Source organism: Achromobacter sp. 77 (assembly GCF_020541125.1).
In the GTDB taxonomy this organism is placed as follows: Bacteria; Pseudomonadota; Gammaproteobacteria; order Burkholderiales; family Burkholderiaceae_B; genus Achromobacter; species Achromobacter mucicolens.
Genome location: NZ_CP059848.1, coordinates 2,795,550 through 2,815,864 on the forward strand (window position 1 = coordinate 2,795,550; position 20,315 = coordinate 2,815,864).

Annotated in this window: 20 protein-coding genes; 8 read left to right on the forward strand and 12 right to left on the reverse strand. The window is 67.8% G+C overall.

Features of this window, described 5'->3' with window-relative positions:
* Positions 1-4: 4 nt before the first annotated feature.
* Positions 5-313 (reverse strand): DUF378 domain-containing protein, encoded by a 309-nt coding sequence (locus H4P35_RS12940; protein WP_175155453.1) that lies wholly within the window; start codon positions 311-313, stop codon positions 5-7.
* Between the two features lie 46 nt (positions 314-359).
* Positions 360-626, reverse strand: coding sequence for a hypothetical protein (locus H4P35_RS12945; protein ID WP_062839533.1), 267 nt, complete (start codon positions 624-626; stop codon positions 360-362).
* Between the two features lie 170 nt (positions 627-796).
* On the opposite strand from H4P35_RS12945, the gene H4P35_RS12950 reads away from it, so the two are divergent.
* The gene (locus H4P35_RS12950; RefSeq protein WP_062839532.1) at positions 797-1,387 is read left to right on the forward strand and encodes a phage holin family protein; all 591 of its coding nucleotides are present in this window, start codon (positions 797-799) and stop codon (positions 1,385-1,387) included.
* A 31-nt stretch (positions 1,388-1,418) separates the two neighbouring features.
* Positions 1,419-2,039: a DUF4142 domain-containing protein gene (locus H4P35_RS12955; protein WP_152384407.1), complete on the forward strand. Its 621-nt coding sequence runs from the start codon at positions 1,419-1,421 to the stop codon at positions 2,037-2,039.
* Positions 2,040-2,046: 7 nt separating this feature from the next.
* Here H4P35_RS12955 and H4P35_RS12960 read toward each other — a convergent pair whose 3' ends face one another.
* The 3 genes from H4P35_RS12960 to H4P35_RS12970 form a co-directional block, all read right to left on the reverse strand.
* The gene (locus H4P35_RS12960; protein WP_226849304.1) at positions 2,047-2,937 is read right to left on the reverse strand and encodes an SDR family oxidoreductase; all 891 of its coding nucleotides are present in this window, start codon (positions 2,935-2,937) and stop codon (positions 2,047-2,049) included.
* Between the two features lie 83 nt (positions 2,938-3,020).
* Positions 3,021-3,362, reverse strand: a complete 342-nt coding sequence (locus H4P35_RS12965) for a YqjD family protein (RefSeq protein WP_056317694.1) — start codon at positions 3,360-3,362, stop codon at positions 3,021-3,023.
* Positions 3,363-3,436: 74 nt separating this feature from the next.
* Positions 3,437-3,664: a four-helix bundle copper-binding protein gene (locus H4P35_RS12970; protein WP_370638967.1), complete on the reverse strand. Its 228-nt coding sequence runs from the start codon at positions 3,662-3,664 to the stop codon at positions 3,437-3,439.
* Positions 3,665-3,884: 220 nt separating this feature from the next.
* Between H4P35_RS12970 and H4P35_RS12975 the strand changes: the two genes are divergently transcribed.
* Complete coding sequence (locus tag H4P35_RS12975; protein ID WP_226849307.1) at positions 3,885-4,166, forward strand: hypothetical protein; 282 nt, start codon at positions 3,885-3,887, stop codon at positions 4,164-4,166.
* Here H4P35_RS12975 and H4P35_RS12980 read toward each other — a convergent pair whose 3' ends face one another.
* Entirely contained in the window at positions 4,167-5,219 is a 1,053-nt protein-coding gene (locus H4P35_RS12980; RefSeq protein ID WP_180099448.1) for a DNA topoisomerase IB, read from the reverse strand. It lies immediately after the preceding gene.
* Positions 5,220-5,401: 182 nt separating this feature from the next.
* On the opposite strand from H4P35_RS12980, the gene H4P35_RS12985 reads away from it, so the two are divergent.
* The 3 genes from H4P35_RS12985 to H4P35_RS12995 all read left to right on the forward strand — a co-directional run bounded on the left by H4P35_RS12985 (position 5,402) and on the right by H4P35_RS12995 (position 6,871).
* Complete coding sequence (locus H4P35_RS12985; RefSeq protein WP_167427925.1) at positions 5,402-5,566, forward strand: hypothetical protein; 165 nt, start codon at positions 5,402-5,404, stop codon at positions 5,564-5,566.
* A gap of 47 nt (positions 5,567-5,613) precedes the next feature.
* Positions 5,614-5,766 carry a DUF3309 family protein gene (locus tag H4P35_RS12990; RefSeq protein ID WP_076520934.1) on the forward strand — a complete coding sequence of 51 codons (153 nt, stop codon included), beginning with the start codon at positions 5,614-5,616 and terminating at the stop codon, positions 5,764-5,766.
* Positions 5,767-5,914: 148 nt separating this feature from the next.
* A complete protein-coding gene (locus tag H4P35_RS12995; protein WP_226849309.1) occupies positions 5,915-6,871 on the forward strand; it encodes a 2-hydroxyacid dehydrogenase in 957 nt (318 codons plus the stop codon).
* A 78-nt stretch (positions 6,872-6,949) separates the two neighbouring features.
* On the opposite strand, the gene H4P35_RS13000 is transcribed toward H4P35_RS12995, so the two are convergent.
* Entirely contained in the window at positions 6,950-7,786 is an 837-nt protein-coding gene (locus H4P35_RS13000) for a universal stress protein (RefSeq protein ID WP_226849312.1), read from the reverse strand.
* Positions 7,787-7,901: 115 nt separating this feature from the next.
* Entirely contained in the window at positions 7,902-10,025 is a 2,124-nt protein-coding gene (locus H4P35_RS13005; RefSeq protein ID WP_226849314.1) for an FUSC family protein, read from the reverse strand.
* 258 nt (positions 10,026-10,283) lie between these two features.
* Here H4P35_RS13005 and H4P35_RS13010 point away from each other — a divergent pair, with 258 nt between their 5' ends.
* Both H4P35_RS13010 and H4P35_RS13015 read left to right on the forward strand, forming a co-directional pair.
* Complete coding sequence (locus H4P35_RS13010; protein WP_180099456.1) at positions 10,284-11,195, forward strand: EAL domain-containing protein; 912 nt, start codon at positions 10,284-10,286, stop codon at positions 11,193-11,195.
* A gap of 177 nt (positions 11,196-11,372) precedes the next feature.
* Positions 11,373-11,552 (forward strand): hypothetical protein, encoded by a 180-nt coding sequence (locus tag H4P35_RS13015; RefSeq protein WP_056317712.1) that lies wholly within the window; start codon positions 11,373-11,375, stop codon positions 11,550-11,552.
* A gap of 123 nt (positions 11,553-11,675) precedes the next feature.
* Here H4P35_RS13015 and treY read toward each other — a convergent pair whose 3' ends face one another.
* The 4 genes from treY to glgX are packed head-to-tail and all read right to left on the reverse strand — an operon-like array spanning position 11,676 to position 20,312.
* Positions 11,676-14,303: a malto-oligosyltrehalose synthase gene (treY, locus tag H4P35_RS13020; RefSeq protein WP_226849316.1), complete on the reverse strand. Its 2,628-nt coding sequence runs from the start codon at positions 14,301-14,303 to the stop codon at positions 11,676-11,678.
* Entirely contained in the window at positions 14,300-16,420 is a 2,121-nt protein-coding gene (gene malQ, locus H4P35_RS13025; RefSeq protein WP_226849318.1) for a 4-alpha-glucanotransferase, read from the reverse strand. The genes treY and malQ overlap by 4 nt, the downstream gene beginning before the upstream one ends.
* Positions 16,417-18,204, reverse strand: coding sequence for a malto-oligosyltrehalose trehalohydrolase (gene treZ, locus H4P35_RS13030; protein ID WP_226849320.1), 1,788 nt, complete (start codon positions 18,202-18,204; stop codon positions 16,417-16,419). Before treZ ends, malQ begins: the two co-directional genes overlap by 4 nt.
* On the reverse strand, positions 18,201-20,312 hold the full coding sequence (gene glgX / locus H4P35_RS13035) for a glycogen debranching protein GlgX (RefSeq protein WP_226849322.1): 2,112 nt from the start codon (positions 20,310-20,312) through the stop codon (positions 18,201-18,203). Before glgX ends, treZ begins: the two co-directional genes overlap by 4 nt.
* Positions 20,313-20,315: the final 3 nt, after the last annotated feature.

Here is a 20,315-nt window from a genome sequence, read left to right on the forward strand (position 1 = left end):
GCTGTCAGCGGGCCGATTCGCCCAATTCGTCAGCCAGACGAAAGAGCATCACGACGCAATACAACGCCGCGAGGCCGATCACGCCGTAGACGGTGCGCGCCGCCGCCGTATGCGGAAAAATTTTCTCGATCACATCCAGATTGACGGCGGCGATCAAGCCGCTGTTCAAACCACCGGCCACGACGGCGATCAGCGCCATCCAATCCAGCACGGACAGGCACCGCCGCGCTTCGCCGCGGGCAGGCTCGGGCGCCGGCAGGCCCTCGTCGGGTTCGGACCCGGGCAGCAATTCCTCAGTACGGGATATTTCCATCGTCGTTCCTCAGGGAGTGCGGCGCCGGGTCCGGTTCGAGATGGCCTCAGCCACCGTTGCGGACCGGATCGGGCGCGTCGTGCGAGAGGCCGGCTTCGTCCGCGTCGGTGACGCGGTCGGTCGCCACGTCCGCGCCGTCGTCGTCCTGGAAGTCCGGTTCGACGCTCTCGCGTTCGCCCGTGGCCTGGGAGTCGCTATCGGTGTGCCTGAGGTCGCGCGGCAGGTCGCTGGCCGAATCTGAAGAGTCGCTGGGACCCAGATCGGGACGGCCGCTTTCGTCAAGGTTGATATCGGTGTCGGGTATACGGGGCATGAGCACTCTCCGGATAAGGGCGCGCGCGGGATCGGAACAAGCGGTGCGCGCAGCAGCGGGTGCGGGGCAGGCAGCAAGCGCCATGCCGACGTCGCGATGTGCAGGGCGGTTCCGGCAGCGCAGGTATGGAAGTTGCTCCTTGATTGAAAATTTTTCCCCGGGAGATTGTCATGTCCTTGATTGTCGCTGCACGGTTCCAGACCTTCGACGAAGCCACGCTGGCCGCCCAGAAGTTGTTCGCCGAGGGCTATACCGAGGATGACATCCACACTTTTTACGTCAGCATTGCCGGCGAGCATGGGCGCTTTCCGCTGGGGGGCGACCGGATCGCTGACCCCGATGCCAAAGGCGGGCATTTCGGCGCGGTGGCCGGCGCGTCGTTGCTGGGGCTGGTGTTTGCGCTGGTGGCAGGGCTGATTGCCGCGCAACTGGCCGCCTCGATCTTCATCACGATTGCCGCTGCCGGGGTGGGCGCCTACATCGGGGCGTTGGCGGGCGCCATGTGGGTGGTCGGCCGCAAGAAGCGGGTGCGCACCGCGCCGGGCGAGCCCGAGAAATCGCACCCGCCCGTGCGCCAGGCCGGTGTCATGCTGGCGCTGCACGTGGACCTTGGGCGCGAGCAGCAAGCCCGCCAGATCTTGCGCGCCGCGGGCGGCACCGACATCGAACGGGCCAATGGGCGATGGCAGGATGGCAAGTGGCAGGATTTTGATCCGCTGGATCCGCCGCGCCGGGTGGAAGCGCCGACCACCGCCAATTGAGCCCCGCCCAGCCACGCACGGAGACAGCAATATGAATCCATTCACTAAACCGTCATTTGCCGCGCTTGCCGCGGCGGTGGTGCTTGCGGGCGCGGGCCCGCTATCGCATGCCGCAGAACTGGACGCCTCGGACGCCCGCTTCCTGCAGGCTGCCTCGGGTTCGGGAATTTTCGAGGTGCAGGCCGCCGAACTGGCAAGCAAGCGCGCCAAGGACGCACAGGTGCGCGCGTTTGCGGCCAAGATGCTTGAACAGCACACGGCGGTGAACAAGGAGATCCACGCGTTGGCAGCGGCCAAGAACATCTCGCTGCCCGATCAGCCGGCCGAGCCCGATCGCGCCACGCTGCATGAATTGCGGGAAAAGACGGGCGCCGAGTTCGACCAGGTGTATATCAAGAAGGCTGCCGTGGACGCGCACGCGACCGCCAATCGCCTTTTTGAAACAGCCGCCAAGGAGTCGGAAGATGCGCAGGTGCGCGACTTTGCGACGCGCACCTTGCCGATGTTGAGCGATCACTACGCGATGAGCCGCGCGTTGGGTCGCGAGCCCGCCGTCAATGGCGACAAGATCCATCCTGCGCCCAAGGGCGAAGCGCCGCCGGTGTCCCCGGCGTCGCGCGCCGCGCCGGCCTCGGTGGTGCCGGAGAAGTGAGGATCGCTCAGTCGCCCGCGCTGCCCGTGATGGGCAGCACGATGCCCGTGATATAGCTCGAGCATTCGGGCGACGCCAGAAAGACGTAGGCGGGCGAGATTTCCTCCGGCTGAGCGGGGCGTCCCAGGTCGGTCTTTTCACCAAATGACTTGATGTCTTCGGCGCTTCGGTCGGCCGGATTGAGCGGCGTCCAGACGGGACCGGGCGCGACCGCGTTCACGCGAATACCCTCTTCGGCCAGGTTCGAGGCCAGCGAACGGGTGAACGCGTGGATGGCGCCTTTGGTCGATGAGTAGTCCAGCAACTTGCCGCTGCCGTTCAGTCCCGTGACTGATCCCGTATTGATGATGGCGCTGCCGGGTTTTAGATGTTCCAGCGCGGCGCGTGCCATGTAGAAATAGGCGCTGATGTTGGTGCGCAGCGTCTTGTCCCATTTTTCGTCGCTGATTTCCGGCAGCGTCTCGGTGTGTTGCTGGTAGGCCGCGTTGTTGACCAGGATATCGAGCTTGCCGAAATGCTTGACCACCTGCGCGACGGCCTCGTTGCAGAAGGCGGAGTTCTGGACGTCGCCTGGGATCAGCAGGCACTGTCGGCCTTCGGCTTGAACGGCGCGGCTGGTCTCCCTGGCATCCTCGTGTTCATCGAGGTACATCACCGCGACGTCCGCGCCTTCGCGGGCAAACAGGACGGCGACGGCCCGGCCGATGCCGGAGTCGGCGCCGGTGATGATCGCAACCTTGTCTTGCAGCTTGCCGCTGCCTTTGTAGCCGGGCGCCTGATACTGGGGCTTGAGCACCATGACGGCTTCAACGCCTGGCTGTTCGTCCAGGTGCTGCGCCGGCATGGGCGGGGTGGGGTGAGGGCGGTCGCCGGTCTGGGCGCTTTTGGGGGTGCTCATGTGTTCTCCCATTGGGCGGCGCGGGATGCGCCTTGCAATGGGAGTCGAGCAAACGCCGTGCCCGGCGACCGCCCGGGAACGTCTTACTGGCGGCCGACAATAACGCCCAGCAGAAAGGCCGCGCCCGCCACCAGCCCGACTGCCTGCCAGGGACGCGCGTGGATGTAGTCCTCGGTGCAGTCCAGGGTCTCGCGCATGAGGTCATGGGCGTTGTCGGACGCCTCGCGCAGGCTCTGGCGCGTGGCTTGCAGCTGGTCGTTCAAGCGCGCCTTCAGGGCTTCAAGGTCCGTTGCCGAAGTGTCGCTGAGCGTGGCTTCCAGCTCGTCGATCCAGCTTTCCGGATGCCGCGAGCGCCTGTAGGCGCCACGATTGTCGGGGCCGTTCTCGGGGAAGTCGGAAGGCATGGGGGTATTCGTGGTGGCCATCGAAAGCTCCTGACTGTCGGGCGGAAAAATGCGCCGTTGCGGCCGGCCCGGGCGGCCGCGCGGCGGGGCGAGGCTTACGCCTCGACCATGTCTCGGCATGCCAGCGTGCAGGCGATACAGGCGCCTGCGCAAATCTGGCAGTGCTCGGCGTCGTGCGTGGAACATTGCCGCGCACAGGCATCGCAGACCAGCGCGCACAACGTGCAAAGCGCCTGAGCGAATTCGCCGCCGCGGGCCAGCATGGCCGCGCACAAGCGGCAGACCTCGGCGCAATCGGTGCACAAGGCGATGTTCGCGCGCATCTGCGCCGGATTCTGTCGCAGACACGCGGCCGCGCATTGATCGCACGCTACCGCGCATTCATAGCAGGCTTGCACACATTGTTCGAAGTTTGGGTCTCGCATTGCATCTCCTTGTGAGCGGCCGCGGCTGCCCGGCCACACAGGCGCGGCTGGCGCGGCGGCACATCCGCTTGCAATTTGAAGGTCTTGACAGTTTTTCCTGCGGGCGAGGGGCCGTAGGATGAAGGTTCGCAACTGGCGGGAGAACACCGTGAAACCTTCGTCCACATCCAAAACCACCTCGCCGGCGCGCGCCGGCAAATCCGCGCAGGACAACGCTAAGATACTGCCGCCGAGCGGTCCCGTCGACGTGCCAAATCTACCGGATAAACCCGATGCCGATACGCCCGACGAGGCCGCGCGCGACAAGCGCGAGGTGGTCGACAACAAGACCGAATCGAATTGGGCCGACGGCTCCGCACCGCAGCCCCGCGCCAAGAATGCGCGCTCCTCGATTCTCTGATCACGCATCGCCGGCGTCCTGCTCATGAAGAAAGGCGAGCAGGCGCCGCTCGTCGGCGCTGAGCCCGCGAGGGCCTGCTGGCGCGGCCGTGCGCGCGGGCAGCGTACCAGTCAGGTAGGCCTCCATGATGGCTGGGTGCACGTAGCACGCGCGGCACACGGCGGGCGTGTTCGCCAGCCGTTTTGATACGGCCTTGATGACGTCCACCGCCTCCTGCTTGGCGCGGCGCTCGTCTTCGAACGGGCGCGCCTGCAGCGCGGCAAAGGCCATCACGGAGCCCGCCCAGGTGCGATAGTGCTTGGCGGTGTATTCGCCGCCGCCGGCGTGACGCAGGTAGGCATTGACCGCGCCGGAATCAACCGGGCGCTTGTCGCCGTCGGCATCCAGATACTGAAACAGCTGCTGGCCCGGAATGTCCAGGCATTGCTTGATGATGCGCGCCACGCGACGGTCCGTGACCGTGACGTCGTGGGCCACGCCGCTCTTGCCCTGGAATCTGAACCGAAAACGGCTGCCGGCCACGGTCGTGTGACGGCGCTTGAGCGTTGTCAGGCCGTAGGACTTGTTGGCACGCGCATATTCGCGCCCGCCAACGCGGATCAGGGTGATCTCCAGCAGGCGGACCAGGGTCGCGACCACCTTGTCCTGCGTGAGGCCCGGTATCTTCATGTCGCGCTCGACCTGACGCCGGATCCGGGGCAATGCGTGGCCGAAGGACAGCAGATTCTTGTATTTGGTGGCGTCGCGCACCGCCGTCCAGCCGGGGTGATAGCGATATTGCTTGCGGCCGCGCGCATCGCGCGCCGTGGCCTGAAGATGCCCGTCCGCCAGCGGGCAGATCCATACGTTTTCGTACGCGGGCGGGATGGCCAGGGCATTGATGCGCTGGATCTGCGCCTCGTCGGTGATGCGCGCGCCTTTCTCGTCCAGATAGTGAAACGTATGGGCGTTGACGCGCACGCGGGTGTAGCCGGGCTGCGTGTCGTCCACATAGGTCAGCGATGCCTCTTCGACGGGCAACGGGTCCGGGTCCTTTTGCGTGCGGGTGCTCATTCAATCTCCGGGTGCGCGCGGTAGCGCTGGGCTACAGCATGCCGCGTTCCCGGCGGCGGCGATCGCGGGCGTGGACGGCTTTGGGCACGCCGCTTGCTGAATGCCTTGTCGGCAATCGCGCCGCCGGAAACGCCCGCCGACCGGCCGCGCTGCCCGCGAGAGAATCTTCAGAGGAGAGTGCAATGCAAACCGTCCTGCAACTACATGTGCCGCCGAAGCCGGATCCTATCCCGCCCGGCTCGCCGCCGGGGGACTTGCCGGTCGACCCGGATACCGATGAGCCGGACGTGGACCTGCCGCCGCTGTCCCCGCCCGTCAAGGAAATCGTGCCGCCGAAAGACGCCTGATCCTTCGCCCCATCCACAACTCAAATCAATAAATCCAAGGAGTCATTATGTCGACCATCCTGCTGATCATCCTGATCCTGTTGCTTATCGGCGCCGTCCCCGCCTGGCCTCACAGCCGTAGCTGGGGCTACTACCCGAGCGGCCTCTTGGGCATCGTTGTGATCGTGCTCATCGTGCTGCTGTTGATGGGACGCATATAGCGCCATGACACGCTGATGGCCGCCGGACGCCAGCGCGTCTGGCGGGCCGCCAGCAGGGCCCGGGGCGGCCCTGCCGTCCTGGCGCGCGTGCCGCGCCGGGCGTAAGATCTGCGGGTTTCAGCAGCAACCCACCTAGATCCCCCAGCCCATGAGCATCCCCTTACTCATCCTGATCGACAGCGTTCAGGACTATCTTCCCGTCATCGAATCCCAGGGCTTTCGCCCGATTCTCGCCACCACCGACCAGACCCGCGCGCAGGCCATCCAGGCGCATGGCGGGCAGATCCGCGCCGTCCTGACGCGTGGCGCCACTGGCCTGCGGGCTGACGAAATGGCCGCGCTGCCGAACCTGAGCATCGTCTGTTCGCTGGGCGTCGGCTATGAAAACATTGATCTCTTGGCGGCGCATGCGCGCGGCATTGTCGTGACGAACGGCCCGGGCGCCAATGCGGTTTCCGTTGCCGACCATGCGATGGCGCTGCTGTTGGGCGCCGCGCGCCGGCTGCCGCAGGCGGACGCCTGGGTCCGGCAGGGCCACTGGAGCGGCTTTATGGGGCCGCAGGTCAGCGGCAAGCGTCTGGGCATTTTGGGCCTGGGCACCATCGGCCTGGAAATCGCCCGCCGGGGCGCGAATGGGTTCGGCATGAGCGTCGGGTATTACAACCGCCGCGCCCGGCCGGAGTCGGGCTACACCTATTTCGACAACCCCCGCGCGCTGGCAGCGGAATCGGACTTTCTGGTGGTGGCCACCCCGGGCGGCGCCGGCACGCATCACCTGGTTGATGCCAGTGTGCTGGAGGCGCTGGGTCCGGATGGGTATCTGATCAATATCGCGCGGGGCAGCGTGGTCGATACCAACGCGCTGATCGCGGCGCTGGCCGAGCGGCGCATCGCGGGCGCGGGCCTGGATGTGGTGGACGGCGAGCCGTTCATACCTGATGCGCTCAAGCAACTGGACAACGTGGTGCTGACGCCGCACAGCGCGGGCCGGTCGCCCGAAGCCGTGGCGGCTACGGTTGCGCTGTTCTTGGAAAACGCCACGGCGCATTTTGCGGGCAAGCCGGTGCTGACGCCGGTTCGCGACGCGCAGACCGAGGCGGCCTGATACTGCGCCCGTCTGCAATGCACCGAAGCCGCGCCCGGTGAGGGGCGCGGCTTCGTGTGGACGGGCAGGGGATGCGCGTTAGTGCGAGAACATGATGGGCACGGTCATGCTTTTAAGGATGGAAGCGGTGGCGCCGCCCATGGCCCATTCCCGGAACTTGCTATGGCCGTACGCGCCCATGACGATCAGGTCCGCGCTGTAGTCCGCGGCGGCATTCAGGATGGTGCTGCCCACGCCGACGCCCTTGATGTCGCGGCGCACGTGATCGGGCGCGGGGATGCCATGCGCAACGCAATAGCTGGCCAGGTCTTCGAAGGGGATGGATTCGACATTGCGCGTGGCGGCCCCTTCGTCCATGGTCAGCACGACCACATGCGAGGCGCCCTGTAGCAGCGGCGCCGCATCGGCCAGCGCGCGGGCGGCTTCGCGGCTGCCGTCCCAGCACAAGAGGACCCGATCGCCGACCACCGGAAAATCACCGCTGGACGGCAGCACCATGACGGGGCGGCCGGCGGTCAGCAAGGTTTGTTCAACGAATTCGTTTTCGTGCGCGGCTTCGACGTCGTCGCGGTTTTGCTGGCTGACGATGATGAGGTCGCTGGCCCGGCCGTGCAGGGCAACGGTGGCGCTGGGCGAGGATTCGCCGGCCCGGACGACGGCCGGCACGTCGGCGGCCGCTGCCGCTTCCAGAAAGGCGTTTTGTACCGCACCCCGATTCTGTGCCTGCAGGTTCTTCATGATGTTCAGCGTGCGCGACATCATGACGGATTCGCCGTAGTAGTACTGCGGCGGCGCGGAGCTGGCGTAGACCCCCACCAGTTCGGCCTTGTGGCGCTTGGCCAGTCCCAGCGCCAGCGCGGTGCGGCGGGTGCAGTCAAACCCGTGGTCCAGGTGGACGGTAATGCGGCGGTACATGGTGGGCCTCCTTGGTTAAAAGCGTGCCACCGTATGGTTGCCGTTTCGCCCGCGCGCTCCATTGATGTGCGTCAAACCAGTCTGACTTTGGCCTCGCCGGCGCAATGAGAGGCCGTTATGGCGCTGTTTCGTCGCGCTGCACGCGTTCGCGCAGTTGCCGGATCTGGCGCGCCTGCTGGGCGATGCGGTCCAGCGGGGCGGCGAGCGCCGGTTCGGCGTCGGCGATGACCGGCGGGACGCCGATGCGGCGTGCGTCTCCGGGTGGGGTGGGGCCTTCGGGGTGCAGCACGTGCGCAAGCATGGCGCCGTAGTCGCGCAGCGCGGCGGCCGCCGCTGACGCCGAGGGTAGCGCTGGCTGGATTTCCAGCACCGTGCCCGCCGCCGTGATTCGGCGCATGGCGTTGAGCAGGTTCACCGCGGTGTCCACGTTGCGCTCGCGATGCACCGGATTCTGCTGAAGCCGCTGGAGGGAAGCCTCGGCATTGTCGGCCGACAGGCAGGCAAGCCTGCGCAGGCCGACGATGTCCTGCGAAGACGCGTCGCCGCTCTTTTCCTGCGTCAGGGCCAGCGCGTAGTCCGCGTGCCGGTGCAGCGCGCGCGCCAGGGCGCCGGCAAGCTGCCGCGGTTCCTTCTCGGGCCAGACCAGAAAGCCCACCAGCAGCGCCAGGATGCCGCCCAGCACGCTGTTGAACGCGCGTAGCGCGGCCAGCATGGGCTCGTAGATCTCGGGCTGCTGGATGTGGCTGACCAGCACGAACTGCGAGGTGAGGAAAAAGGTGAACAGCGCGTAATGGATGGTGCGCGCGGCAAACGTGCCCAGCGCGATCGGCAGCACCGCCAGCGCCACCGACAGCGGCGTGCTGAGCAGCAGTCCCAGCAACGAGGCGCCGATGGCGCCCGCCACGCTGCCGATCACGCGCTCGACGGTGCGTTGCCAGGTCGTCGCGAAATACGGCTGCAGGATGAAGACCAGCGTCAGCGACATCCAGTAGCCGTGGTTGACGGCAAAGGTCTTGGACAGCGCGACGGCAATGGTGGCGCCCACGCCGACGCGAAACGCATGGCGGAAGGCATCGGATTCGAACCGCAGGTTCTGGCGCAACGTTTGCCAGGCCTGGCGCGCGCCGCTTGCGTCGCGGGCGCGTTGGGCGGGCGCGGCGGGCGCGGCGCCCTGGTCGAAAAGGGTGTGGGAGACCGCCTGAGCGGTGTGCAGCAGGCGGTCCAGCACCGGCACCACGGTGGCCAGGTCGGGCGCGTAGGCCATGGCGCCGCCGCGCAGATCGCGCAGCCCGGCGTTGTAATGGGCCAGGCGCTCGCGCAGGCAATCGGCCTGCTTGGCATCGCTGACATCGGAGGTGCTGGCGATGGCGTTGCAGGCGCTGGCGTAGCGGTGCAGGGCGTGCGACAGGTGGGCGCCGGCGCTGCGGCCCAGCCAGCGCGGCGCGTTCGATTCCAGCAGGTCGGCGGCCGCGACCAGTGCGATGAAACTGTCTTCGGCGCTGTCCAGCAGGTACATCAATTGATGCGCGCGGGCTCTGCGCGACGGCCGGGCATCGAGCACTTCGCGAATGCGGACGCGGGCGGCTTCCAGCGCGGCGCGCTGGGCGCTGCGCTGGGGCTTGACGACGGCGGTCCAGGCTTGTTGCCCCGCGGCGGGTGCGAGGCCCGAATACATGCGAGCCAGCGCGTCGGAAAAATCGGCCAGCCCCCGGTAGCAGTGCGCGACCGCATGGGTCGCGTCCTTCCAGGGGCGGCGGCGCCAGACGAGCGCCGTCATCAGGATGGCCCAGACCGCGCCCGCCAGGAAGAAGAGCGTGTACCAGAGGCTTTCCATCAGCGTCGGCGCGGGCAGCTCGGCGGCCACGACGAAGCCGGCCGACAGCAGGGTGCCCACGATGGCGGCGGCCGGTCCCAGCACGCGTAGCAGCCCGCCGAACGTGCAGCAGACAAACGTAAGAGGCAACAGCAGCCAGAGGTGCGCCGCGCTGGCGCTGGCCAGCAGGCAGAACAGGGCGCCGATCAAGCCCAGCGCCAGCATCGATCCCGCGCGCTTGCGCAAGGGGCCGCCGGGGTCGCCGAAGCAGGCCCAGAACGCCGCGATGGCGGTCCAGCCCAACCGCGGTTCGTGCACCAGCACGGCAAGGATGACGGGGGCCGCGCTGATGGCGGCGGCTTGCAGGGCGTCGAGCCACAGCACATTGCGCAGGGAAGCGCGCCAACGGGTAAGCAGACTAGTCACGCGAAGAGGGGAAATACAGCGGAAATGGAACGTGGGCCGGGCCCGAAGACGGCAACCCTACCATGTCGACAAGACACCGTCAGGCGCGTATTGCAGGGTGCCCGCAATGCCGCGCGAAACATGAATTTCCGCACCTTAACACCTCTGGTTACATGTGTGTGACTTTATGGCGGAGTGAGCGCAGAATGCCCGAATATCGTGTCCCGATCTGCGCCCGGACAGCGCAGGCATCACGTCGGAGCGCATCTGGAGCAAGCCATGATCAACACTGAGCCTTGCCAAAATTCCGTGGTCAGCGATGCGGAAATTACCGCCATGATCACCAGCCGGGACGGGCTGCGCGTGCTCCTGCAGCCGCAAGTGGACCTGCTGACGGGCCGGATCGTATCGGCCGAAGCATTGGTCCGATGGCAGCATCCGCAACTGGGCATCGTGATGCCGTCGGACTTCATCCCGGCCGTGAACCGGCTTGGGCTGGACTGCATGCTGTTCGAGCGCGTCTGCGTGCGGGTCATCGATGCGCTCCAGACACTGCGCCGTTTGGGGTTGGCGGTGCCGCTGGCGATCAATGCGCCGGCCACCACGCTTTCCGAGACGCGCTGCATCGATTTCCTGCTGGATCGCGTGCGGTCCGCGGAATTGCCGCCCTCGCTGGTGCGCGTGGAATTGACCGAAGACCAACCCATCCATGATCTGGACGTGCTGCGCGCGTCGCTGCTCCGGCTGGAAGAGGCGGGTTGCGAAGTCAGCCTGGACGATTTCGGTACCGGCCATGCGTCGCTCAAGCTGCTGTCGGCGCTTCCGCTGTCGGAGGTGAAGATCGACCAGTATTTCGTGACGCGGATGCGCCGTAGCGCCGTGGCTTTTGAGGTGCTGCGCACCGCGGCGGAGCTGGCTACCCGCCTGGGCTGGCGCGTGGTGGCCGAAGGGGTGGAGAACGTGGCCGACATTCCCGCGCTGCGTGCGGCCGGATGCCGCTACGGGCAGGGCTTTTCGCTGGGCCGACCCATGCCGCTGGACGAACTGATCTTGCGCCTGCGCACGCAACGCGACGGCGGCGAGCCGCTGGCTGCGCCCGCCGCTTATGCGTCGTCGTGGCTGGATGCCTTCGACGGGCCCAGCCAGGAAACGGAGCCCACGCGCCCCGTCATCTTGCGGACGGTGGCGTAGTCGCCGCCTGCCGTGGCCCTGCGCGAGCGTAGTTTTTACCGACCGGCGCGGGATTTGCCCAGCCCCGGCCCCGTCCCCTGAAAATGCTTGCCCTGGACCCGCCCGCCGCGCCTCGGCTGGGCACGCCGGTTGCTCTGGTATCTGGGCGGAATATCTCCGCTTACTAGGAGACTTGTAATGGCCAACCAGAACCAACCCGACCAGCAGAAGCAACCGCAAAAGCAACAGTCCCAGGAAAATCCGCGGGACCGCAACCAGTCGCCGGGTCAACAGCCCGGACAATCGGGTCAGCAAATGGAGAAAGACCGGAATCAACAAGGTCAGACTTCAGGCCAGCAGAACAGGACCCAGCGCTAAACGCGTTGGCTACGCCAGCCGCGTCACCAGCGCGCGGTTGTCTGCGTAGTGCCTGACGGCCCCGGCCGCGCCTCCTCCGTGGCGTATCCGGGGCCGAAGTGCGTTTGAAAGGCCGTCCCGCGCTCACGCAGACAGGCACAACGCCGCGGGGCCGTCGCGCAACACTTCCGATACCGGCAGCAGGCCATCGGCGCCCGCGCGCACCCGGCGCCCGGTTAGCGCGTCGTGCCAGGACAGAATCGGGCTTGCCGCCGGCAACCGCAGCGCCGTATCGCCCCAGAACGCTCGCGCCTCGCCCGGCTGGCCGTTTACATAGCCGGTCAACCGCAACGCGCAGGTGCGCGCCCCGACGATAAGGGCCGACTGACCCTCATGTTGGCGCACGTAGGCCAGCACATGGTCCGCCTGGCTGCCTTCGGCTTGCACGGCGTGCAAGGTGCCTGCCGCAAACGGCGCGGGGGTACGCTGGCGGGCAAGGAGCAGGCGGTGAATCAGGGCCTGCTTGACCGCGCCCGTGCGCCAAGCCGATTCCGACAGGTCCATTGCCACGTCGCGCGACCCTTCGGCCAGCAGCCGGGCGCGCAGGCCGTAGTCGACCGGCCTGCGGTTGTCCGGGTCGACGAGGCTGAAATCCCAGAGTTCCGTACCCTGATAGAGGTCCGGCACGCCCGGCAACGTGCAGCGCAACAGCGTCTGAGTAAAGCTGTTCACCATGCCGGCGGGTGCGATTTCCAGCGCAAAGGCCGCCATGCTGGCCAGCACGGCGCGGCCGTCGGCGTCGTGGCCCAGCCAGGCGAGGCACGCCTTTGCGGCCGCTTCGTACGCCGGGTCCTGGTCGGTCCAGCTGGTGTGCAGCTTGGCTTCCCGCAGCGCCTTTTCCTGCCATTGGGCGACACGGTCCAGCCAGGGTTGCAGGCGGTCGGCCGGCCAATCGGACGGTTCGGCGCGCCAATCGCAGGGCCAGGCGCCGACCAGGGTCTGGATGAGCATGTAGCGGTCGGCACGCGTCAAGCCGGCAGGCATGGCGTCGATCCAGCCGCGCGCCGCTTCCAGCCAGCGCTGCGGCATCTCCGTCAGGACGGCAAGGCGGGCCCGCGTGTCTTCGCCGCGCTTGTGATCGTGCGTGGCGGTGGCCAGCATGGCGCGGGGATGCGTGCGGGCTCGGGCGGCACAGGCCTGAAAGAACTCGTCGCCGGACAGGCAGAAGCGCGCGGGCGACGCGCCGACCTCATTGCGAGACAGCAGCGGCCCGTAACGGTAGAAAAGCGTGTCCTCCAGCGCCTTCGCGGCCAGGGGCGGCGTCAATTGCTGAAAGCGCCGCAGTGCAGTGGCGTGTTCCGGCTGGCCATTGAACCATTCGGCGATCTGCGCCAGCAGCGTGGCGTCTGCCGAACCCTCGCGGGCCGCCAGCGCCAACGCCGCGCCCTGAACGGCGGTGTTGCGCCGATGCGCGTCCGCCGGGTTGCTGCCCTCGTCCTCGGCGTACGTGCGGTAGACGGGGAAGGCCGCCAGCAGGGCGCTCAGCGCGCGGTCGATCGCTGTTGCGGTCCAGTCGCGCGTGCGCACGTCCTGGCTGGCGATCTGTGCAAGGCAGCCGACCAACGCCTGCCGTTCGGCGGGGAAGTGCCGCACCAGCATGCGCACGCGCGCCGCGCGCAGCTGCTCGGTGGGGTCGCGGTCGTCGCCGGTCAATTCTTGCCAGAATGAGCGCAGCGGCGCCTCGCCCTGCGGGGCATGCAGCACGGCGCTCACCTGGTCCATGAAGTCGTAGCCCGTGGTGCCGTCGGTCTGCCAGCGAGGATCCAGCGCCTCGTCATGCGCCAGGATCTTCTCCACGACCAGATATGGCTGGTCCTGGCGAAGCGCCGCGGGCCGGCTGGCGTTGGCTTGAGCCAGACGCGCCGTCAGCCGGCGCAAGTAGCCGCCGGGCGACGCCAGCCCATCGATGTGGTCGATGCGCAGGCCGTCCAGCACACCTTGCGCGGTCAGGCGCAGGACAAGCGCGTGGACGGCGTCAAAGACCGCCTCGTCCTCGACACGCACGCCGACCAGTTCGCTGATTTCGAAGAAGCGCCGCCAGTTGATCTGGTCGGGCGCGGTGCGCCACCACGCAAGGCGGTAGTGCTGGCGTTCCAGGAGTTCATGCAGACGCTGGCGGCCGGGCCCCTCGGCGGGGTCGTGTTCGCGCAGCCACGCCTCGCGTGCGGCGCCGCGCGGCACGGAAGATGGGGTCAGCGGATAGCGCTGGCCATGCACGTCCAGCTCTGGGACGGCGGCGTCCGGGTCCCATTGCGGCGTGATCGCGCCGCGTTCCAGGGACGCGCCGTACGGGTCGCCCAGCACGGGCAGCAGGACCTTGTTGCGCAGCGCCGGCGCGGGACGATTCCAGTCGATATCGAAGTAGGCCGACCACGCGCTTGCCGCGCCGTTGGCCAGCACGTCGCGCCACCACGCGTTGGTGGGATGGGCCGCCATGTGGTTGGGCACGATATCCGCGATGAGGCCCAGGCCGCGTGCCCGCGCGGCGCTGGCCAGCCGGAGCAGGGCGGGTTCGCCACCCAGTTCCGGGCTGACCACGGAGTGGTCGATGACATCGTAGCCGTGCGTGGAGCCCGCTCGCGCGCGGGTGATGGGCGACAGATACAGATGGCTGACCCCCAGGTCCGCGTAGTAATCCACCTGGGCGCACGCGTCGTCGAGTGTGAAGCCTGCGTGCAATTGCAGCCGGGCGGTGGCTTGCGGTGTGCTCAAGATTGTCTCCTTCCGGCGCGCGCGGCATCCAGGCGGGCCTGCGTGGCGGGATCGGCAAAGGTAGCGTGGATGCCCAGCGGCAACCGTTGGCACCAATTGGGGTGGGTGTCGATGGTGCCCGGCAGATTTGGCTGGTCCAGTACGCCGGCAACGTCTTCCATCGGAATCAACATCAGCGGGCACGGGCTGGAGGACACGAACTGCAGAAGCGCTGGCACCGGCGCTTCGGCGGGCGGCGTTGCCAGGCTTGGATCCAGCGCCCGCGAGAGCAGCTCGCGGTCCAGCGCCCGTCCGGCGCGAAGACTTTCCTCGCTGTCGTCGGCGCCCAGCAGACCCAGTTTGACGCGCCAGTCGATGTCGCGCTCGTCCCACCAGCCGCGCAGGGTGGGCAAGTCGTGCGTCGTCGTCATGGCGACCGCGTCGCGCGGCCACTCGGCGGGCGTCGTGAAACCGGCCGGCGCGTCGGGACCCGGCTGGGCATCCGGCGCCTGACGCATGAACCAGAGCACGTTCATGCCGAGCACGCCATTGTCCTTGAGCCGGTCATCGAAGCCCTCGGGCACGGTGCCCAGGTTTTCGCCAATGGCGCAGGCGCGATGGCGCCAGGCCTCCAACGAGATCAGCGCAAGCATGTCGTCCAGCGGATAGCGCAGGTAGGCGCCATCGGCGGGCGACGCGCCCTCGGGCACAAGCCACAGACGCGCCATTCCAAGGATGTGGTCGATGCGCACGCCGCCGGTATGCGCCAGCACGGCGCGCAGCATGTCGATGAAGGCAGCGTAGCCCTGGGTGTGCAGCGCGCGCGGCGAGAAGGCGGTCAGTCCCCAGTACTGGCCGAGCGGGTTGTAGATGTCGGGCGGCGCGCCCACGGACATGCCGCGCATGAGGTCGGCCTGGCGGCTCCAGGCGTGGCTGCCATCCGGACTGGCGCCCACGGCCAGATCGGCGAGCAGGCCCAGCCGCATGCCGGCCTCGCGGCCCGCGGCATGCGCCGCAGCCAGGCTCTCTGCCGCCAGCCACTGCGCGAATTGGTGAAAGTCCACGTCCAGCGCATGGTCCTCGGCAAAGCGTTTGACCTGCGACGAGGCGGGATCGCGCAGGGCGGCAGGCCAGCGCTGCCACGCGGGGATCGACCCGCCGGGCGCGCGTTGCGCCGCATGCAGCGCTTCAAAGATCGCGTGGTCGCGCAGGGCCTGGCCGCGCTCAGTGCAAAATTTCGCATAGCGCGCCCGCTCACTGACACCGCCATGGGTGGCGAATTCGGCATGCAAGGACCGCAGCGCTTGCAAGCGGATGGCCGCGGCCGCCGGCCAGTCGATGCGCGCCAATCCGTCCAGCGCGGTCAACGCCGCGGGGGCGACGCCGGCCAGCGCGCGCTGCAGCGCATCCTGGCCCAGCACGGGGGCGGGATCGGCGTACAGCACGTTCAGGAACAGGCGGTTGGACGGCGAATACGGGCTGGATCGTTCGGGTTGCGCGGCGTACATCGCGTGAACCGGGCTGATGGCAAGCATGTCGGCGCCTTGCTCGGCAGCGGCCACCGCCAGTTCGCGCAGCGCGCCAAAATCGCCGAAACCGTGCGTGCGCGGCATGTCGGCGCGCGCGTCCTGGCGCAGGCTGTAGACCTGTGCGGCCAGACCCCAACAGCGCGGGCTGGCCGCGCCGGTCAGGTCGGCGAGGCTCGGGGCCTCCCGCGGCGCCACGGCCAGCGTGGCCTGCGCCGAAGTCAACAGCAGCCGGTGGTAGCCGGGCTCATCGGGTGCGACCAGGAACGGGAGGCCGTCCGCGCCCGCCTGAATATGGCCGTTCAGGATGTGGCCGGATTCGCACAGGATGCGATACGGGCCGCGTGCAGTCTTGGGCAGCGGCGTGCGGGCGTTGCACCGCGTCACCAGCATGGGCGGCAGCGCGTCCGCCGCCTGTTCCGCCAGGCGCTGGCGGCTGTCGGCGATGTCCCGGGACGTCTCTGCCGGCAGGTCCATCGCAGCCAGCAGCGCGCGCAAGGTTTCCGGCGCGACGCGCTGCGGGCGCTGGCGCGCATCGGTCCAATGCTCCGCGATGCCAGCCTCGGCGGCCAGCGCGGACAGGCCATCCGGCTCGGCACTGGTGCGCTTCATGCCGCGTCCTCCAGCAGCCAGACGGTGCTGTCCGGGCACAGTTCGCCTTGTGCGAGCCGGTCCCGTCCGCCCGCGGGCGATTCGAACAGCAGGGTCGCGAACACGTCCGGACCGGGCATGAGCGAATCGGGCACGGTCTGAGGATTGGGCCCCAGGTTCGCGTAGACCGTCAGGCGGGCGCCATCGGCCAATTCCCAGCGTGCAAACACGCTGCGGTCGCCGACCGCCGCGGCGCCCAGGCTGACCGCGCCCGCCAGCCGCGGCGCGATCATGCGCGCGCGCAATTGCAAGAGCGCCGTGTAGTCGCGCATCCACTGGGCGGCATCTGGCTCGTCCTGCCAGGGATAGCTGGCGTGGTAAGTGGACGCGTCGTTCGGATCGGGCAACTGCGCGGTGGGAGTATCGCCGGCGAACTCGGGAAAGGCCGAAAATTCGCGTTGCCGGCCGTCGCGCACCGCCTGCGCCAGTTCGGGATCGGTGTGGCTCGTGAAATACAGGAACGGCGCGCGCGATCCGCGTTCCTCGCCCATGAAGATCAACGGGATCTGCGGCGCCAGCAATTGCAGCGCGACAGCCGCACGCAGACGCTGGGGGTTGTCCACCAGCTCGGTCAGGCGTTCGCCGCGCGCGCGGTTGCCGGTCTGGTCATGGTTCTGCAAGAACAGCACGAAGGCGGTGGGCGGCAGGTCGGCGCTGCGCTCGCCACGCGGCTGGTTGCCCCGATAGGCGGAGGGTTGGCCCTGATACACCCAGCCTTCGGCCAGGCAGCGCGCCAACGCCTGCGCGGGCGCTTCGGCGTAGTCGGAATAGTAGCCGCGCGATTCGCCGGTCAGCAGATGGTGCAGCACATGGTGCGCATCGTCGTTCCATTGCGCCTCGAAATCGCCGCGCAGCAGGCTGGCCCGGTTGTCGTCGTTTTCGACGACGAGATGCACGTGGCGCTCGGCCGAGACGTTGTCGCGCACGAAGCCGGCCAGCTCGTGCAGCCACTCGTGTCCGGCGATGGCATGGACAGCGTCCAGGCGCAGGCCGTCAAAGCGGTACTCGGTCAGCCAGTACAGCGCATTTTCCTTGAAGAAGGCGCTGACGGCCGCCTGCCGGAAGTCGATGGCAGCCCCCCACGGCGTGTCGATATCGGTGCGAAAGAAGGGCGCGGCATAGGCCGACAGGTAATTGCCGTCCGGGCCGAAGTGGTTGTAGACCACGTCCAACATCACGCCCATGCCCAATCCATGCGCGGTGTCGATCAGGTTCTTCAGATCGTCGGGCGAACCGTACGCGGTGTCGGGCGCATAGGCCAGCACGCCGTCATAGCCCCAGTTCCGTTCTCCCGGAAAATCGGCGATGGGCATGAGCTCCAACATCGTGATGCCCATGTCGGCCAATTCGGGCAGCCGCGCGATCAGGCCCGCGTAGCCGCCGGCCAGTCCCGCGTGGACTTCGTAGATGACGGTGTCTTCCCACGGGCGGCCGGTCCATTCCGGGTGGCTCCAGCGGTATGCGCCGGGCGCCACGACAACGCTGTCGCCATGCACGTCGCCGTCCTGCAGACGCGAGGCGGGATCGGGCATGATGGCGCCGTCGCCCAGCCGATAATGGTAGCGGGCGCCTGCCGGGCAGTCCACATCGGCTTGCGCAAAGCCATCCGGGCCGGGCCGCATCGGAATCGGGGGGTGGCCCTCGACCTCCAGCACGAGACCGGGCAGGGCGCTCGGCGCCCACAGCCGAAAGCGGGTGACGCCGCTTTCCAGCGGCAAGGCGCCGAATGAGTACGGATGCGTCATGTCGCCTCTCCAGATTCCGCCCGCTGTCCCATCAAGACAAGACTATGAGGCGCAACCGTCACCGTCGGCTCGTCCCATGGCGCGGGCTCGGCTGGCTTGTCCGAGTCCAGTTCCAACGACCAGGCGAAGCCGGCTTCGGGCAGCGTGAAGGTCACGGCTTCGTGCGTGGGGTTCATCAGCAACAGCGTCACGTCGGCGCCGCCTTCGGGACGCAGCGCGGCACGGCGCAAGCCCATGACGCGTTCCTGTTCGGCGTCCCACGCCGGGCCCTCCAGCGGCGCGCCCGATGCGTCGAACCAGGAAATGGCCGGGACGCCCGGCAGAATTTCCTGGCCCGCATCGCCATAGCGGGCGCTGCGTACGCTGGGATGTGCGCGGCGCAGGGCCGTCAGGCGGCCCACATAGCGGCTGAGCGCCCGGCCGGCATCGCTTTGCGCCTGCGTCCAGTCCAGCCACGAAATGGCGTTGTCCTGGCAGTAGGCGTTGTTGTTGCCTTCCTGGCTGTTGCCGAATTCATCGCCCGCCAGCAGCATCGGCGTGCCGTCGGACAGCATGGCCGATCCCAGCAGCGCGCGTTGGACGCGGCCGCGCGTCTCCAGGATCTGCGGATCGTCGGTCGGCCCTTCGGCGCCCCAGTTGTGGCTGAAGTTCTCGGAATGGCCGTCATTGCCGTCCTCGCCATTGGCCTCGTTGTGGCGGCCGTCGTAGCTGACGATGTCGGCCAGCGTGAAGCCGTCGTGCGAGGCCACGTAGTTGACGCTGGACCAGGGGCGGCGATGGCGGCGGTCGAAGATGTCGCGCGACCCGCACAGCCGCGCCGCCATCTCGCCGCGCATGCCTTCATCCCCGCGCCAGAAGCGGCGCGTGGTGTCGCGGAACTTGTCGTTCCATTCCGCGAACCCGGGCGGGTGGTTGCCCAACTGGTAGCCGTCCGGGCCGATGTCCCACGGTTCGGAGATGAGCTTGAGCTTGGACAGCACCGGATCCTGCAGGATCACGTCGAAAAACCCCGAGCCGGGGTCGTAGCCGTTGCCCTCGCGGCCCAATGTCACGCCCAGGTCGAAGCGAAAGCCATCCACGCCGTAAGACGTGGCCCAGTACCGCAGCGAGTCGGTCACCATCTGCAGCACGCGCGGATGCGACATGTTGACCGTGTTGCCGCAGCCCGTGTCGTTGATGTAGTAGCGTTCTTGCCCCGGCATGAGGCGGTAGTAGCTGGCGTTGTCCAGGCCGCGCCAGGAGAGCGTCGGCCCCATTTCGTTGCCTTCGCAGGTGTGGTTGTAGACCACGTCCAGGATCACCTCGATGCCCGCCGCGTGCAGGCGGCGGATCGCCAGCCGCAGTTCGTTGGGGTGCTGCATCAGGTACGCCGGTTCCGGGGCGAAGTAGGACAGGGTGCTGTAGCCCCAGTAGTTGCGCAGCCCGCGCTCGGTCAGGAAGTGGTCCTGCAGGAAGGCATACACCGGCAAGAGTTCCACCGCCGTCACGCCCAGACGTTGCAGATGCTCGATGAAACGCGGATCGGCCAGGGCCGCGCACGTGCCGCGCAGCGGCTGGCGCAGGTCCTCGCGCTGCATCGACACGCCGCGCAAGTGAACTTCGTAGATCGTCGTGTCATTCCAGGGCGTATCCGGGGCCTTGCTGTTGCCCCAGTTGAACGGCACCTCGTCGGCCACGATGGCCTTGGGCATGGCGGGGGCGCTGTCGCGGCGGTCAAAGCTCAGATCCTGCCGCGAATGATTCATGCGGTAGCCAAAGAGCGCATTGCTCCAGTGCAGCGGGCCGCTCAGCTGGCGCGCATAGGGATCCAGCAGAAGCTTATTGGGGTTGAAGCGGTGCCCATTTTGCGGATCGTACGGGCCGTGGGCGCGGTAGCCGTAGAGCAGGCCGGGCTGCGCATCCGGCAGGTAGCCGTGCCAGATTTCGTCCGTGCACTCCGGCAGGTCGAAGCGGCGCAATTCCTTGCGCCCCTTGGGATCGAAGATGCACAGCTCGATACGGGTGGCGTGCGCGGAGAACACCGCGAAGTTCACGCCCAGGCCATCGCTGGTGGCGCCCAGCGGTTGGGGCTGGCCGCCGGTGATTCGGGTCAGTTGGGACGGATCCATGGA